This window comes from Thermococcus sp. 21S9 (genome assembly GCF_012027635.1).
Classification (GTDB): Archaea; Methanobacteriota_B; Thermococci; order Thermococcales; family Thermococcaceae; genus Thermococcus.
In genome coordinates this window covers 1,409,428-1,422,628 of sequence record NZ_SNUS01000001.1, presented here as the reverse complement: position 1 = coordinate 1,422,628, position 13,201 = coordinate 1,409,428, and the positions used below count along the sequence as shown (strand labels likewise).

Genomic DNA, 13,201 nt, shown 5'->3' with positions numbered 1-13,201 from the left:
CCCGGATTTTGGAGTTGAGAACGGTGAAAGGCATGAAGGTTGAGGGATTCGTCTCGTCTCTGAGAAACGCCGAAACCATCGGCGAGCTCTTCAAGATACTGCAGGAAAAGGGAGCTCCGATAGTCGAACTCGACGGCCAGAGGTTCCTCATCGTCGTCGAGGGCGACTTCGAGGGAAGGCCCTTCTGGACCGAGATAAACGGTGAGAAGGCCAACCAGGCACTCGGCGATGCGATGCTCAACTCCTCCAGCTTCCCATTCAAGTGCAAGAAGCCATACACCGGCGGAAACGTCATCTTCGTGAACTTCGACGACATCGAGGTCGAGAAGTTCCTCGTGGCCTACCGCGACCCGGACTACGGCATCTTCTACCTCGTCGAGAACGGCGAGGCTAAGGAGATAACAGGGGAGGAGTACGAAAAGCTCAAGGCCGAGATTCCCGAGTTCAAAGTGAAGTCCATGAGCGACGAGCAGATGGACATGATGGGAGCCTTCTTCGGTTGAGGGCTATGAACGGGGAGTGGGACCTTCAGAAGTACGTCAGGAAGTGGTCAATCCTCCTCGGAATCTCCGCGCTGGCGGGCTTAGTTGGTGGACTGGGTGCGCTCGTGTTTCGAGTGTTGATTGAGGTCATCCACTCCCTCTTTTTCACCTCCGTGCTCCCGAGGATTTCCTACGAGTTCCAAGGGATCAACCTCGGATACGTTCTTCTCCCGGTGTTCGGCGCTCTCCTGATAGCGCCGATGGTGAAGAAATACCCTGAGTTACGGGGAAACGGTGTCCCCGAGGTCATCGAGGGCATAATCTTCAAAAGTGGTAAGATTGGTGCGAGGCTCGCGTTTCTGAAAACCCTTGCAACTGCGATTTCCATCGGTTCTGGAGCACCGCTCGGTCGTGAAGGTCCGGCCGCGTTCATAGGTGCCGCGCTCGATTCAGCTTTAGCGGAGAAGTTACCCAAACCCCAGGCGAGAAAGCTCATAACCACCTGTGGCCTGGCCGCTGGAATCGCGGGAACTTTCAACACACCCCTGGCAGGCGCAATGTTCGCCCTTGAGGTCATCTACATGGGTGCGATAACGATAAACCTCGTCCCGATATTCGTATCCGCCATAATCGGCAACGCCATAACCCTCGTGGTCCTTCACAACCCCGCTCGCTTCCCTGTTCTGAACCCCAACATAAGCGTTCTCGAGGGAATTCCCTTTTACTTCCTCCTTGGCGTCCTCTTGGGCGTCATCGGTTACGCCTACACGAAGGCCCTCTACCGAGCCACCGACGCCTTCGACAGGTTCTCAGAGAGGTATCCCTTTGAGCTTCGCCTTCTCATCGGGGCCCTTGGGATAGGCCTAATCGGAATGCTCCTGCCCCACAAGGGAATCTTTGGAATCGGTTTTGGAGGGATAAGGGATGCCCTCCTCGGAAAGTTCGCCTTTGAGACGCTCATCATCCTCGCGCTGGCCAAGATGACAGCGACGCTTTTGGCGATAAGCTCCGGTTTCTCCGGTGGAATCTTCGCCCCGAGTCTTTTCATAGGTACGATGCTCGGTTCTGCCTTCGGAACCATAGTTTCTCACTTCGTCCCGGCAAACGTCGAGGCCTACGCGTTAGCGGGAATGGCGGGCTTCTTCGCTGCGGCCACACAGGCCCCTCTGACCCAGATAATAATGATAACAGAGATGTCCGGAACCTATGCATACTCCCCGGCCGTGGCTCTGACTTCCGTCGTCGCTTTCCTGACGGCAAGGGCGTTCTTCAAGGGCTCGTCCATCTACACAATCAAGCTTGAGCGCAAAGGAATCAAAGTCAGAACTGGAAGGCCCCTAATCCTTGAGACGATAGCGGTTCACGAGATAATGAGCACGAAGGTCGTCAGAATCAACGCGAAGAGGCCCCTGATGGAGGTTGAGCGCATAATAGCCTCGACCGGCCACGATTTCCTTCCCGTTGTGGACGATGAGGGCAGGGTTATAGGAATCGTTGGTGTCCCCGACATACTGGGCAAATCAACGTCCATCAAAAAGCTCCCCGTGGAGAGGTTCATGAGGAGGAACTTCGCTGTCATAACACCGAAGGAAACGGCGCAGGACGCTCTGGAGAAGATTCTGATGAACGACCAGAACCTCCTTCCCGTGGTGGATGAGAACGGGAAGCTCCTCGGGGTCGTTACGAAGAAAGACATCTATCGCGCGTATTATCACGCCATCGAGGGCATTTACCTCTGGTGAGTGGTTCAACTTTCTATGGATAAACACCCGTTTCCAGGCTTTTTTTCCGAAACTCTATCGTTAGAGAGGCCTAATTCTTAAAAATGCCCGGGGAAAGCTTTAAAATCTGGATGACGACACGATGAACGAAGAAACGAGGAGGCGATACCATGGCAGTGGACGTCATGGCAAGGGTCCTTGTCGCGGTGCTTGGTTCAGGAATAATCGCCATGTTGATAAGCAGGCGCTACAACATCTCATACGTCCCGCTCTTCATAATAGCGGGAATGATACTCGGCCCGATAGCAACCCTAATGCCGAGGAACATCGCACACGACCTGTTCGATTACGTTCGTGTCTTCGGTCTGGTCATGATTCTGTTCACCGAGGGACACAACTTGAGTTGGAAACTGCTGAAGAGGAACCTCCCAACGATAGCAACCCTCGATACGGTTGGACTTCTCATCACGGCTCTTCTGTCGGCCTGGTTCTTCTCGTTCGTCTTCCATGCGCCGTTTCTCATCGGCTTCCTCTTCGGTGCCATCATAAGTGCAACCGACCCGGCAACGCTCATCCCACTCTTCAGGCAGTACAGGGTCAAACAGGACATCGAGACGACGATAGTTACGGAGTCCATCTTCAACGACCCGCTCGGCATAGTCCTCACGGCCGTTGCCGTGGCGATGCTCGTCCCGCAGGCCAGCGGAGGGCTCTTCGCGAGCTTTAGCTCCCACATGGGTGTCTACGGCGCGGCGGTCGTTTACTTCCTCTACGAGGTCGTCGTTTCCATAATCGTCGGAATAGCCGTCGGGGCCTTCGGCTACTGGTTCATCAAGAAGACCAGGATATTTGAGTTCCCGGAGATTGAGATTTTCTCGCTCTTCCTGGCATTCACGGGCTTCATGATTGGCGAGTCCCTTCAGGCCTCGGGTTACCTCGTCGCCACCGTCACCGGAATAATCCTCGGTAACTACAAGGTCTTCAGCAAGAAGGAGAAACCCCAGGTTCTCAACAGGGTTATGAAGGCCATTGAGAAGGAAGTCCACTTCAACGAGAGCCTTGCAGCGATAGCGACGGTCTTCATCTTCGTCCTGCTCGGCGCGAGTCTTGACCTCAAGCCCCTCGTGGACAACCTCTGGGGCGGAATCCTTGTAGCTTACTTCATAATGCTCGTCGCCAGGCCGATAGCTGCGCTACCCATTCTCAAGTGGTGGGGACCAAAGGAGTACCTCTTCATAGCTCTTGAGGGTCCAAGGGGTGTTGTCCCCTCTGCCCTCGCCGCGTTGCCACTCAGCCTCGCGATGAAGTACCACAGCAGTACACTTACGGTTTACTGGGGAGAGGTAATCCTCGCAGTGACCGTCATAACGGTTCTCGCCTCGGTCATAACGGAAACCCTGTGGGTGCCGTTCCTCAAGAGCAAGCTCCTCGAGCACGAAACGGTCGAGGACAGGATGAGGAAGTACCACGAGAAGAAGAGGGCAAAGGCCTCATGACCTCCCCATTTTTTCCATTGCCCCGATGAAGTAGAAGAGCAACTTCGCACCGGTAAGGGCAGTTGGATTGCCAAGGGTTTCGCCGGCAACCTCCATTATGTCGAAGCCCGCTACCCTCTTGTTCTCGACCAGCCACTCTATCGCCTCTATCACGTCCCAGAAGCCCAGACCACCGGCCTCGGGAGTTCCCGTCGTCGGGACGAGCGATAAATCGAAGACGTCTATGTCCACCGAGAGGTAAACCGGCTCCGGAAGTGGCTCAACGAGTTCGACAAAGGAGTCAAAGTCGTAGTCCCTCGCGTGAACCCAGCGGATTCCGCTCTTCCCTGCGAACTCGACTTCCTCCCTCGTTCCGCTCCTGATTCCGAACATCGCCTCCCTGACGCCCAGCTCCGCTATCCTTCTGGCGACGCAGGCGTGGTTGTAGGGGTTGTCCTCGTAGGAATCGCGAAGGTCAAGGTGGGCATCGAAGACCACGTAGCTTTTTGGCTTCAATGCCTCAACCGCTCCAAGCGTCTGGGAGTGCTCTCCGCCGAGGAGTATCGGTATCGCGTTCGGGTTCACCCGCTTGAGCTCTTCAATCGTCTCCCTGACCCTGTCGGCGGTTCTCCTTGGGTCACCGGCGACGACCGCTATATCGCCGATGTCCGCTATCGGGAGTTCGGCTATGTCAAGGTCGTAGTCCAGTATGTAGCTCTCAAGGTTCAGCGTCGCCTGCCGTATCAGCGTCGGCCCGAAGCGCGCTCCGGCCTTGTAGCTCGTCGTGCCGTCGAAGGGGACTCCGAGTATAACGTATCTTGCCTTCTCAGGCTCCGTGAGGGGAAACTCGAGCTTGAGGGTCTCGTAGGTGTACAGGAACTCCATACCACCACCCGGCCGGAATTGGAATGGGGGTTTTAAAGCTACCTCACAATCATCACGGGCGGTTCGATGTGGCCAACGACCTCTTCAAGGAGCGAGCCTATCCTCGTCTTTCCGCTCTTCCCATAGGCGCCCATGACGACGAGGGAGTAGTTGCCCGAGTTCGCCTCCTCGAGGATTCTGTCCTTGGCCGGTCCCTCAACGATTTTGAAGGCGCAGTTGACGCCTTCGCGCTGGCCGAGCTCAAGGAGGGTCGTCAGCAGGTCCTTTATGCTCCTCTTGTTCTCCTCCCACAGGGTTTCCTCGAAGCGCTTGATTTCCTCAAGGCTTCCGCTCCGAACACTGGCGTGGAACGCTATCGCCCGGGCTTCCCTCCGGTCGAGAACCGAGAACAGAACCACCTTGGCCCTCTTGCTCTTCGCAACGGCGAATGCATGGAGAGCTGCCTTCTGGCTCCACTTCGAGCCGTCAACGAGTACGAGTATCCTCATGATATCACCTCACAGTCCGTACCTAACCCAGAGCATCAGACTCCCGACCGCGACGGTCGAGAACATTATCACCGCACCGACCTTCAGGAACTCGCCGAAGGTTATCCTAACGCCTTCCCTGTGGGCTATTCCGATGACTACAACGTTGGCGCTCGCGCCGATAGCGGTTCCGTTTCCACCGAGACACGCGCCGAGTGAGAGCGCCCACCAGAGGGGGTAGGTGTTCATGCTCGAACCCATCGCCTTTATCAGCGGAATCATCGTCGCCGTGAGGGGAATGTTGTCAACGATTGCACTCGATATCGCCGAGAACCAGGAGATTACGAATATCGCCTGTGCCTCGCTGTGTATCATGCCAATAATCTTCTCGGCGAGCGCGTCTATGAAGCCGGTCTCGACGAGGCCACCAACGATGAGGAAGAGCCCACCGAAGAAGAACAGCGTCGCCCACTCGACCTTTTCGAGGGCCTCTTCCGGCGGAAAACGGCTCCAGAGAAGCATGGCCGAAGCTCCAAGGAGCGCTATGACCGCTGGCTCAACGCCCATAGTGTCGTGGAGGAAGAAGCCGAAGACGATACCAAGGATTACTATCACCGACTTCCTGAAGAGTTCCCTGTCGCGTATTGCATCGCGCTCGTCCATCCCCATTATCAGCCTCTCAATCTCGGCCCTCTTCGACGGACTGACCTTAATCGTATTCCTGTACGCGAAGTAGACGATGGCTATAGTCACGAACAGGTCAACAACCGCTATCGGCCCCATGTTGCTCAGGAACTCGTTGAAGCTGAGCTTCGCGGCGGAGCCAATCATGATGTTCGGGGGGTCGCCGATTAGCGTCGCGGTTCCGCCTATGTTGGACGCGAATATCTCGGCGAGCAGGAAGGGAACCGGGTTGACGTTCATCTTCTTGGTTATGTAGAGGAGCATCGGAGTGAGCAGTAGAACCGTCGTAACGTTATCAAGGAAAGCGCTAACAACCGCGGTTACGACCGAGAACAGCAGGAGGACCTTCATGGGGTCGCCCTTGGAGAGCTTCGCCGTCTTTATGGCGATGTACTCGAAGAGCCCGCTCTCCCTGGAGACGTTCACGACGACCATCATTCCGGCCAGAAGGAGAATAGTGCCAAGGTCGAGGTACTCGGGAACCTTCTCCCAGGGCACTATGCCGACGAGCAGGATGACGCTCGCGCCGACCATCGCGGCGACCGTTCTGTGAATCCTCTCGGTTATTATAAAGGCGTAAACTCCCAAGAACACTGCGAGCGCTATAATTTCCTGAGCGTTCATGCTACCACCTCAGTAAACGATTACGGGCTTCCTAATCCCCTGAACAATTCTGAAGACGACCGGACTGACCTTATGGGTCTTCACACTCTCGGAGCCGAAGTGCCTCGAAATGATGAGCAAATCCCTGTTCTCGCTCTCGGTTTCAATGAACTCCACCTTGTCGGCGAAGGTTATCTCAGCCGAGTAATCGAGGCCAAGCTCGCTCAGGGCCCTTTCCGCGAGGGTTATTATCTCCCTCCCGAGGGACTCCTCCTTTCTGCGGAACTCCTCCGCCTCCCTTTCGCCGAGGGTGTCACGGATTAGCGCGAACAGCCCCTCGTCTATCAGGTAAACCACGTCGACCCGCGCACCGGGGTAAGCGGATAGAACGTCAAAAACCTCGTTGGGAATCCTCCCGGAAAACCTGTCCACGACGAGGAGAATCGATGTTATCACCGGAATCTGAAGCTCCTCCTCCGTCAGGAAGAACTCCTGATAGGCCTTCATTATCTCCTCGTAGCGAGACCCGGCGATGTTCCTGAACTTGCGTAGAATCAGCTCGCTGAAGTTAACCATAGGCCCACCCCAGAGTTTTCGAGAAGAGGAGCTTTAAAAGGTTGTGTAAAAGGGGCTCACTCGCCCCTGACCTTCTTAATCTGAATCCTGCCGAGGGTCTCCCAGTACTCGACGGTAATGCCCTCTTTGAGCTGGTCCTTGACCTCGTCCTCGACGCCGGTCTCGATTGGGACGTCGTAGAGCTCGTAGGTCTCCATGTCCATAATCTGAACCGTGTCCGGGGTTATGGCTATGACCTGGCCGACGCGCTTGTCGATAATCGGGACGTCAACTTCCGCGCTGGTCGGCTTGACGATGCTCCTGACCTTTCTGTCGAAGATTCCAACGGCCTCAATCCTGGCCTTAGCGGAGCCGTGCTTTCCTGGCGAGGAAACGGTTATGTTCACAATCCTGCAGGGCTCGCCGTCGATGATTATGTACCTTCCGGGCTTGAGCTTGCTGACCTGAACCTTGGTCTTGTCTCCCATTTTTCATACCTCCCACAAGCGTTCTGGGTTGAGTTAGAAAAGGCGTTTAAAAAATTTTTGAAAAAGCTCAGCGACGGCTCTTCAGGAGCATTCCGTTCAGGAGGATTGGCACCAGAAGGACGAGTCCGAGTACCGCACCGAGCTTAACGGCGTCGCTTGAGCTCGTGAAGGCATAGTAGAGCGTGAAAACACCAACGAACGCCAGCAGTGCCATAGAGACCAGTACCGCCCATTTCCTTGAGACCAGGTCGGACTTGAGCACCGGGTAGGCCTCTATTAAGGCAATAATGGCTCCAACACTGAAGGGAACCGTGAAGAACATGGTCTTGGCGGAACCGAGCTCCATTACTATGGCTATGAGAATGCCGACGAGCGCAACGCCGGCGAGGCCCTTCGTTCTTCCAAGTTGCATGACCTCCGAGAGCATCTGGGTGCCCATCTCAAGGAGGACTATTATCGTCGTGAGGCCCGCGAAGTAGAAGGACAGTATGAGCAGGAGAGTTATCAGGCTCGCACCCGGAACGTTGCCCTTGATAATCTGAGGGATAAAGTAGAACACTTTGATTGACTGCGGTAACGGAGCCGTGCTATTTGTGGCGTAAGCCTGTATCGCCCTAAACTGGGAGTAAATCTTGTATGTCTCCTGGACGCTCAGGTTCGGGTTGTGGACGCTCTTCTCAAAGGCCTGGAACGCAGGACCGAGGGAATAGGCCATTGTGTAAGCGGCCGCAAAGCTGAGTATTATCTGCAGGAAGAACACTCCGATGAGAACGCGCTTGAAGTCAAGGTCTTCAGGGGCGAAACTGCCAAGGACGTAGTAAACGCCCGCACCGAGACCGAAGGCAATGATAACCGAGGCCAAGAGCATTATAACGCCCTCAAAGGTTAGTGGCTGGCTGAAAGAGGTTATGCTCGAAACGGCTTGGTTCATGTAGTACTTCGCCTGCTCGGACGTGACAACGCTCAGGGCCTTGCTCCTGATGAGAAGCGCCGAGACTATCGTGAACAGAACCATGAGCACGGATATCCCAGCTATGAACTCGAGGGTTTTTCCCTTGGCAAGCATGAGGAGCAGGGCCGCGATGAGTATCGTCAGAATGGCGAAGGGCACTATGAGGTCAGTGTTCCCGCCGAAGAGGTACACCAAACCCCATCCAGAGGCATAGGCGGTGACGCCCAGGATTACGAGCAGGAACATCAACAGCGTGAATATAACAGCCGGAACCCTCGCAACCTTGAACAGGAGTTCGTAAATCAGGTACCTCGTCTTCTTGGTGCTCTGGGCCTCGTTGTATGCCAGAAACAGCGCGACGACAGCTGGAACCAGCGAAATCAGGAACCCCTTGAGACCGAAGACCATGTAATACTTCGGAACCACTAAGAAACTCCACACGCCGAGGATGTAGCCCGTAATGAGCAGGGCCATCATTACGTTTACCTTCTTCATTGCAACACCCCCATATTTTAGAACGTTCAAATCGGGATGTAATAAATTGTATAAAAACATTGTGCATACGGGACGCATGAGGGGAGAGGAATAAATTCAAAAGTTCAAGAAAGCCTCAAAATTGACCAGCACCTCGTTAACGATAGTCCACGCCATCAGGGGCTCGCGGTAGAGGCTAACCTTTTTCCCCTCGACCTTACTCCTGAAGTCCCCGTGAGGGAAGCCACCAACGATGACGAGCGGGTTCTCAAGCCCCGCCAGTACCTTTCCGAAGTCCCTTGGCTTCATCAGTTCCCCTTCCTCGTGCATCACGAAGACCTCGTCGGGGCCAATCTCTTCCAAGAGCTCACTCAGCGTTTTCTCCTCGATGCGGAGTAGGGCTAAATCCTTTGGAACGACGCGGTTCTTGAAGAGGCTCTCCATGAGGCCCAGGAAGCGGTTGTAGTTCCTCGGAAGCCTCGTCTCGGGCTTTATGTATATCACCTCGTCGTTCCTCGTGTGGACGTAAACGCGGAGCCTTCCCTCCCTGTTGGCTATGCTCTCCAGGGCGTTGAGAAGGCAGATGTGCACTATGTCCGGTCTTCCCCGCCTCTCGCCGTCTTCAAGCTTTTTGAGCGCCGAGTGGTGGTAACTGCTGTCAAGTATCACTTCCTCCGGCTTCTTGCCCCTCCTCCTCGCGTAGTTCACGACGGCTGGATGCTCCACTATTGATTTCGGCACGAGCTCAAGCTCGGAATCAGCTATCACCAGGTGAAGCATTCTCCTCCCTCCTCGGCTTTATTCCTCTCTCCTCAAGGTCGGCGATGATTCTTTCGAAGGTGTCTATGCGCATGCCAAGAATCTCGGGCGGGATAACGCCGAAGATGCAACTTCCCTCGGCCACAAGCCTCGCGATGGCGGAGGCAGTGTAACCCGTTACGCGCGCCATCGAGGTGAACTCTTTCTCTTCATCAATCAACGTGTAGCTTATCGTCCTTCCGGGCTCGGTTCCGGTGACCTTCATAATCGAGAAGTCCGGACTCTCATAAGTCATCAGCGGGGTTATGACCTCAAGAGTCTTGTCGATGTGCTCTGGCTTGAAGAACCCGAGCTCCCTCAAAACTCTCATCCTCTCAAGGTGTCCCGGCCAGCGGAGCGTCCACTCCTCGAGTTTATCGACCCTCACACTCTCAAGCAGGCTCCTCAAACCATCGCTCGGGAAGGCTTCGAAGGTGAAGCCCTCTATTTCAACGGTCTTAACCTCAGAGAGCGGGTCTATCTTCCTAATCTCACCGTCCCTTATCACCCTCGCCGGCCGGGTGTACTCTTCAATTAAATCCTTAGGTGACCACGTAATTCTGTAATAAAGTGGCGGTTTCGGCTCCTTTGGAAGGCCACCAACGTAGATGTACCCCTCGCTCATATCGTCAAGCTCGTTCCAGATTCTGCCCATCAGAATGTGGCTCAGCCCCGGGGCGAAGCCGGCATCAAAGATAACCGTAATCCCGGCGTCCTCCGCCTCCTCGCGGAGTTCGAGCGGATTTTCTGGCATAAACGAGACATCTACCATGTCAACGCCTGCCTTTATCGAGGCCCGAATTGATGAGTAGCCAAAGCGACCGGGCAATGCATCGATAACGAGCTCGAACCCTTTCATTGCCTCGACGAGCATGTCGAAGCGAGATGCATCGAGCTTGAGCGGTGTGGCAAACCCGGAGACGGCCCTTAATCGGTCATCGCTTAGGTCTGCAACGTGGACCTCGAACTCATCTCTAAGGTCCCACGCTATAGCTCTACCAACGTTTCCGGCACCGAGAACGAGAACCTTCATTTTGGACACCGATTCGCTTTACTCGGGAACCCTTAATAACCTTCTCGGGGGCGGAAACCGTATATACACCAAGCACCAATCAACGTACAGTGCTTCCGATGCTCGGCTTCCTGAGGAGGAGAAAGCTTAGAAAGCTCAGGCAGAAGGCCGACGAAACCCTCGTCATGCACATAGGGGACACACCGGAGAGCGTTTACCGGTTCATCGAGGAGCTCATAGACGAGTACAAGCCCGATGTGATAATCCACACCGGCGACCTGGTGGACAACGTCAAGCTCGAGCGGAGACCCGACCTGAAGCCGGCCTATGAGGCTGGCCTGAGAAAGCTCGCGCGGGTTCTCAAGGGCTCCGGCGCCAGGCTTTACATCGTCCCGGGCAACGAGGATGACCCGGAACTCTTACGGCGGTTCTTCGGGGAGAACCTGGTTGAGCCGGGAAGCGTCGTCGAGATTGGTGGAAAGACCTTCGCCCTCGGCCACTGCTGGAGGGACGTTGCCGATAAAGATGCCGACTTCAAGCTCTACGGCCACAACTTCAAGGTCATTCCAGGGGGTTTGAACGCCGTTCTCGGCGTCAACTTCATCTTCCTGCCGAGCGGGAGGGTCGTGAAAGTTGACTATCCCGTGGGCACAGACACGGCCCGGGGTTACAAGCTCAGGAGGGGGTTGTGATGAGGCTCATGCGCTTTGGCCCTTCAATCGTGTTCCTGAGGGGGGACGTTGAGAAACTAAAATCCGGAATTCGGGAGCTTTTCGGCGTTGAGGAGATTCCAACGGAGCAGGCGATAAGGGACAGCAGTGAGTTTGAAACGATACTGCTCGTGACGCCACCGGAGGAGACCAAAACGGTGCCACCTGACACGGGCTTCCTGATAAGGAGGGGAGCGAAGGTTGTTCTCGCGGAGATAGTGAACAGCGACCTGCCGGTTGAGAGGGTCGAGATTGAGAGCACGATAATACTCCTCCGCGTCCCGGAGAAGGTTGACGAGGCCCTGAAGTTGCTCGCGGAGGAGTTCAACGGAGAGGTAATGAGCCAGCTTGACGCGCTGAACCTTGGCGAGGCCTGCGACACCGTGATTTCGGTCACGAGGAAAAAGCTGAGCTCGCCGATAGGGCCGGAAGATGTGGAAGGGGCAGTCCTCGTGAAAAAGGATTTCCTGAGCGTTTACCGGGAACTGCTGATTGATACGCCACTGTTGCTCTTCAAGCTCCTGCCCGAGTGGAACGAGATAACCATAAAGCTCTACGACACCGAGAGACGCTACGAGGAGAACATAGAACGCCTGATTCTCGTCATAGAGGACCTCGACCTCGGTTTCATCGTCGGGGAAGGCTGGGACTGGGACTACCCGAGGCCCTTCATGCGCGTTCCGGTTTACAGGCTCAAGCTCCTGACGTGGGAGAACCCGCTTCGCGTGAAGTTCCTGCTGAAGGGACTGGAGTACAGGGGCTACAAGAGGCTCTGTGACATAGACGTCTTCGTCGAGGGCAAGAAGATAGACTGGGTGAAACTCGGGAAGTTCAATTCGAAGTTCGAGCTGGCCGAGAAGGCCAGGGAGGAACTCGAAAAGCTTCTGAGTGAAGACGTTCGGAAAAAGCTTCACGAGATAGAGGAAAAGCTCCTCGAGGAAACGGGTGGCGAAGCGGAGAAGGCTAAAGCTTCCTGAGCTTCGCGACGAAGAAACCACTCGTCCCGTGTTTGTCAGGATAAAAGCGCCTCGCCTTCTTTATTTCCTCGCTCAGCTCGATTCCGAAGGGCTTCGTTAAGGCCGGCTCACCGTAGCGAAGGGGGAGCAGTTCAACGTCGAAATTATCGAGAACCCACTGGATTACGAACTCGTTCTCCTCCGGCTCGAGTGAGCAGGTGGAGTAGACCAGGATTCCACCCCTTCTGAGGACGCTCAAGGCCTTCTCAAGCATCTTCATCTGGAGGTTCTGGCAGAACTTGACGTCCTCCATCGTGCGGGTAGCTTTCCGCTCGGGGTTCTTGTGTATCGTCCCGGAGCCTGTGCACGGCGCATCGAGGAGGACTCTATCGAACTCAACGCCAAGTTCATCTATGTAGAGCGACGAGCGGTGGAAGAGAACTGTGTTCGTAACGCCAAGGCGCGAGAGGTTTAAACGGGTCTCCTTCAGCCTGTCCTCACCGACGTCGAAGGCGTAGATAATGCCCTCGTTCTCCATCAGCTGGGCCAGGTAACTCGTTTTCCCGCCCGGGGCGGAGGCCATGTCCGCGACTACCTCTCCGGGCTTTGGTTCGAGGGCAACGGGCGGATACATCGAGCTGGCCTCCTGAATGTAGAGGAGACCGCTCAGATATTCGGGCGTGGAGGTAATCGAGAAGGGCTCGCGCGTGAGGCAGAAGCCTTCCCTTGCCCAGGGAACCCTCTTAAACTGGAAGCCCTTCTTGTTGAGGAGCTTGGTGAGCTTTGGAACCTCTACCCTGAGCGTGTTTACACGGAAGCACCTCGGCAGGGGCTTCTCCATGGCCTCGGCTATGCTTAAGGCCCGCTCTCCCCAGAGTGTGTAATAGCGCTCCGCGAAGGTCCTGGAGTAACCGAGGCTGAAGAGCTTTTCGAGCATGA

Annotated in this window: 14 protein-coding genes; 5 read left to right on the top strand and 9 right to left on the bottom strand. The window is 55.4% G+C overall.

Annotated features, from left to right (window positions below):
- Positions 1-32: 32 nt before the first annotated feature.
- The 3 genes from E3E28_RS08045 (at position 33) to E3E28_RS08035 (ending at position 3,699) form a co-directional block, all read left to right on the top strand.
- Positions 33-503, top strand: a complete 471-nt coding sequence (locus E3E28_RS08045) for a hypothetical protein (RefSeq protein ID WP_167915341.1) — start codon at positions 33-35, stop codon at positions 501-503.
- A 5-nt stretch (positions 504-508) separates the two neighbouring features.
- Positions 509-2,224 (top strand): chloride channel protein, encoded by a 1,716-nt coding sequence (locus tag E3E28_RS08040; RefSeq protein ID WP_167914668.1) that lies wholly within the window; start codon positions 509-511, stop codon positions 2,222-2,224.
- Positions 2,225-2,373: 149 nt separating this feature from the next.
- Positions 2,374-3,699, top strand: a complete 1,326-nt coding sequence (locus E3E28_RS08035) for a sodium:proton antiporter (RefSeq protein WP_167914667.1) — start codon at positions 2,374-2,376, stop codon at positions 3,697-3,699.
- Here E3E28_RS08035 and speB read toward each other — a convergent pair.
- The 8 genes from speB to E3E28_RS07995 form a co-directional block, all read right to left on the bottom strand.
- Complete coding sequence (speB, locus tag E3E28_RS08030; RefSeq protein WP_167914666.1) at positions 3,694-4,563, bottom strand: agmatinase; 870 nt, start codon at positions 4,561-4,563, stop codon at positions 3,694-3,696. The genes E3E28_RS08035 and speB overlap by 6 nt on opposite strands.
- A gap of 38 nt (positions 4,564-4,601) precedes the next feature.
- Positions 4,602-5,051 carry a universal stress protein gene (locus tag E3E28_RS08025; protein ID WP_167914665.1) on the bottom strand — a complete coding sequence of 150 codons (450 nt, stop codon included), beginning with the start codon at positions 5,049-5,051 and terminating at the stop codon, positions 4,602-4,604.
- A 9-nt stretch (positions 5,052-5,060) separates the two neighbouring features.
- Positions 5,061-6,338: an SLC13 family permease gene (locus E3E28_RS08020; protein WP_167914664.1), complete on the bottom strand. Its 1,278-nt coding sequence runs from the start codon at positions 6,336-6,338 to the stop codon at positions 5,061-5,063.
- Between the two features lie 9 nt (positions 6,339-6,347).
- Positions 6,348-6,893: a universal stress protein gene (locus tag E3E28_RS08015; protein ID WP_167914663.1), complete on the bottom strand. Its 546-nt coding sequence runs from the start codon at positions 6,891-6,893 to the stop codon at positions 6,348-6,350.
- 56 nt (positions 6,894-6,949) lie between these two features.
- On the bottom strand, positions 6,950-7,360 hold the full coding sequence (locus E3E28_RS08010; protein WP_014121516.1) for a translation initiation factor IF-5A: 411 nt from the start codon (positions 7,358-7,360) through the stop codon (positions 6,950-6,952).
- 67 nt (positions 7,361-7,427) lie between these two features.
- Positions 7,428-8,807 (bottom strand): sodium-dependent transporter, encoded by a 1,380-nt coding sequence (locus tag E3E28_RS08005; protein WP_167914662.1) that lies wholly within the window; start codon positions 8,805-8,807, stop codon positions 7,428-7,430.
- A gap of 96 nt (positions 8,808-8,903) precedes the next feature.
- A complete protein-coding gene (locus tag E3E28_RS08000; protein WP_167914661.1) occupies positions 8,904-9,566 on the bottom strand; it encodes a 16S rRNA methyltransferase in 663 nt (220 codons plus the stop codon).
- The gene (locus E3E28_RS07995) at positions 9,544-10,617 is read right to left on the bottom strand and encodes a saccharopine dehydrogenase family protein (protein ID WP_167915340.1); all 1,074 of its coding nucleotides are present in this window, start codon (positions 10,615-10,617) and stop codon (positions 9,544-9,546) included. The genes E3E28_RS08000 and E3E28_RS07995 overlap by 23 nt, the downstream gene beginning before the upstream one ends.
- A gap of 98 nt (positions 10,618-10,715) precedes the next feature.
- Here E3E28_RS07995 and E3E28_RS07990 point away from each other — a divergent pair, with 98 nt between their 5' ends.
- On the top strand, positions 10,716-11,288 hold the full coding sequence (locus tag E3E28_RS07990) for a metallophosphoesterase (protein ID WP_167915339.1): 573 nt from the start codon (positions 10,716-10,718) through the stop codon (positions 11,286-11,288).
- Positions 11,288-12,283, top strand: a complete 996-nt coding sequence (locus tag E3E28_RS07985; RefSeq protein ID WP_167914660.1) for a hypothetical protein — start codon at positions 11,288-11,290, stop codon at positions 12,281-12,283. The genes E3E28_RS07990 and E3E28_RS07985 overlap by 1 nt, the downstream gene beginning before the upstream one ends.
- On the opposite strand, the gene E3E28_RS07980 is transcribed toward E3E28_RS07985, so the two are convergent.
- The gene (locus tag E3E28_RS07980; RefSeq protein ID WP_167914659.1) at positions 12,270-13,199 is read right to left on the bottom strand and encodes an RsmB/NOP family class I SAM-dependent RNA methyltransferase; all 930 of its coding nucleotides are present in this window, start codon (positions 13,197-13,199) and stop codon (positions 12,270-12,272) included. The two genes, E3E28_RS07985 and E3E28_RS07980, sit on opposite strands and share 14 nt — an antisense overlap.
- Positions 13,200-13,201: the final 2 nt, after the last annotated feature.

Coding starts and splice junctions, on each gene's coding strand:
- E3E28_RS08045 (WP_167915341.1), top strand. CDS start 33: ATGAAGGTTGAGGGATTCGTCTCGTCTCTGAGAAACGCCGAAACCATC.
- E3E28_RS08040 (WP_167914668.1), top strand. CDS start 509: ATGAACGGGGAGTGGGACCTTCAGAAGTACGTCAGGAAGTGGTCAATC.
- E3E28_RS08035 (WP_167914667.1), top strand. CDS start 2,374: ATGGCAGTGGACGTCATGGCAAGGGTCCTTGTCGCGGTGCTTGGTTCA.
- speB (WP_167914666.1), bottom strand. CDS start 4,563: ATGGAGTTCCTGTACACCTACGAGACCCTCAAGCTCGAGTTTCCCCTC.
- E3E28_RS08025 (WP_167914665.1), bottom strand. CDS start 5,051: ATGAGGATACTCGTACTCGTTGACGGCTCGAAGTGGAGCCAGAAGGCA.
- E3E28_RS08020 (WP_167914664.1), bottom strand. CDS start 6,338: ATGAACGCTCAGGAAATTATAGCGCTCGCAGTGTTCTTGGGAGTTTAC.
- E3E28_RS08015 (WP_167914663.1), bottom strand. CDS start 6,893: ATGGTTAACTTCAGCGAGCTGATTCTACGCAAGTTCAGGAACATCGCC.
- E3E28_RS08010 (WP_014121516.1), bottom strand. CDS start 7,360: ATGGGAGACAAGACCAAGGTTCAGGTCAGCAAGCTCAAGCCCGGAAGG.
- E3E28_RS08005 (WP_167914662.1), bottom strand. CDS start 8,807: ATGAAGAAGGTAAACGTAATGATGGCCCTGCTCATTACGGGCTACATC.
- E3E28_RS08000 (WP_167914661.1), bottom strand. CDS start 9,566: ATGCTTCACCTGGTGATAGCTGATTCCGAGCTTGAGCTCGTGCCGAAA.
- E3E28_RS07995 (WP_167915340.1), bottom strand. CDS start 10,617: ATGAAGGTTCTCGTTCTCGGTGCCGGAAACGTTGGTAGAGCTATAGCG.
- E3E28_RS07990 (WP_167915339.1), top strand. CDS start 10,716: ATGCTCGGCTTCCTGAGGAGGAGAAAGCTTAGAAAGCTCAGGCAGAAG.
- E3E28_RS07985 (WP_167914660.1), top strand. CDS start 11,288: ATGAGGCTCATGCGCTTTGGCCCTTCAATCGTGTTCCTGAGGGGGGAC.
- E3E28_RS07980 (WP_167914659.1), bottom strand. CDS start 13,199: ATGCTCGAAAAGCTCTTCAGCCTCGGTTACTCCAGGACCTTCGCGGAG.